Origin of the sequence: Microbacterium sp. H6 (assembly GCF_003314775.1) — a bacterium.
GTDB lineage: Bacteria > Actinomycetota > Actinomycetes > Actinomycetales > Microbacteriaceae > Microbacterium > Microbacterium oxydans.
The window spans coordinates 1-1,255 of sequence record NZ_QOAY01000156.1; the positions used below are offsets into that span (position 1 = coordinate 1).

The 1,255-nt window shown below is 71.3% G+C and carries 2 protein-coding genes; one reads left to right on the forward strand and one right to left on the reverse strand.

Features of this window, described 5'->3' with window-relative positions; translation table 11 throughout:
* A partial coding sequence (locus DSP71_RS09960; RefSeq protein ID WP_147251278.1) for a phosphotransferase occupies positions 1 to 427 on the forward strand: 427 nt, incomplete at its 5' end.
* 6 nt (positions 428 to 433) lie between these two features.
* On the opposite strand, the gene DSP71_RS09965 is transcribed toward DSP71_RS09960, so the two are convergent.
* Positions 434 to 1,096, reverse strand: a complete 663-nt coding sequence (locus DSP71_RS09965; RefSeq protein ID WP_058631851.1) for an alpha/beta family hydrolase — start codon at positions 1,094 to 1,096, stop codon at positions 434 to 436.
* Positions 1,097 to 1,255 lie beyond the last annotated feature (159 nt).

Consider the following 1,255-nt stretch of genomic DNA (forward strand, 5'->3'; position numbering starts at 1 on the left):
CAGGAGCGCGCACCTGTTCGATGCGCCACGCGCCGAGAGGCTCTGGGGCGCGCTGCGGGAGCTCCCGTCTCCCATCGCGGAGGTGATGAGCCACAGAGACCTCACCCCGTTCAATCTCCTGGTCGCCGAGCGTGCGGATGAGACGCGACTGGCCGGCGTGCTCGACGGCGGAAGCTTCGGACCCGCCGATCCTGCCCTCGACCTCGTCGCGGCCTGGCATCTCTTCGACGCACCGACACGGCGCATCCTCCGTGACGACGTCGGCGCGGACGACGTCGAATGGCACCGGGGCGCGGCATGGGCGCTCCAGCAGGCGCTCGGGCTCGGCTGGTACTACGAGGCCTCGAACCCGATCATGAGCGCACTGGGCATCTCGACGGTGCGACGTCTGCTGGCCGATGCAGGTCTCTCCGCGCTCATCGACTGACCGCTCTCAGCCGGACCGGCGAGCGCGGACGAACTCCGCGACGATCGGCGCGAGTGACGCTCCGATCTGCTCCGCCGGGCGCTTCCGCCCCTTGACCTCGAAGGTGTGCCCGCCGCCATCGACCCAGACGACGCGCGCATCCCGACAGCTCGCGACCGCCTCCTCGAACTGCGAGAGGGGCTGGATGAACGGATCGTTGGTCCCCTCGACGAAGAGCTGCGGCACCGTGATGTCCGGCAGATGCTCGATGCGCGGCTTCTCGGGCCGCCCCGGCGGATGAAGCGGGTAGCCGAGGTAGGCGAGCCCATCGACACGCAGCCCTTCTGCGACCGCCATCGACGCCATCCGCCCGCCGTACGACTTCCCCGTCGCCCAGACGGTCGCCGCGGGGTCGGCCGAGCGGGCGAAGGCCACGACGGCGTTCCAGGTGGCGATCGCATGCGGGGCGGGACCGGGCATGCGTCGTCCCTGCTCGACGTAGGGGAAGTTGAACCGCAGAGTCGAGAAGCCGCTCTCGCTCAGCGCATCGACGTAGCCCGTCAAGAACGGATGGTCCTTGCCCGTCCCGGCGCCGTGCGCGACGATCACCGTCGCGCCGTTGTCGCCGGGGGCCCAGTCGGCGGACACCGCCGCGGGTCCGGTCGGCAGCTCGACCTGGATCTCGACCATCAGGCGGCGGAAACCGGCACCGATGTCATGCCCGCTCGCCCTGGAGTCCGTCGGAGTCCGGGCGGGGGTCGGGAGCGGGATCGGGAGTGTGCTCCGGCTCCACCGGCTCCGCCACCGGGTCTGCCGGGCGCGGCGGGATGACGGGTGCCTCGGGCGCAG

What these genes read in the sequence shown, in the direction of transcription:
- DSP71_RS09965 (WP_058631851.1), bottom strand. Translation starts at nt 1,096, where the DNA reads ATGGTCGAGATCCAGGTCGAGCTGCCGACCGGACCCGCGGCGGTGTCC.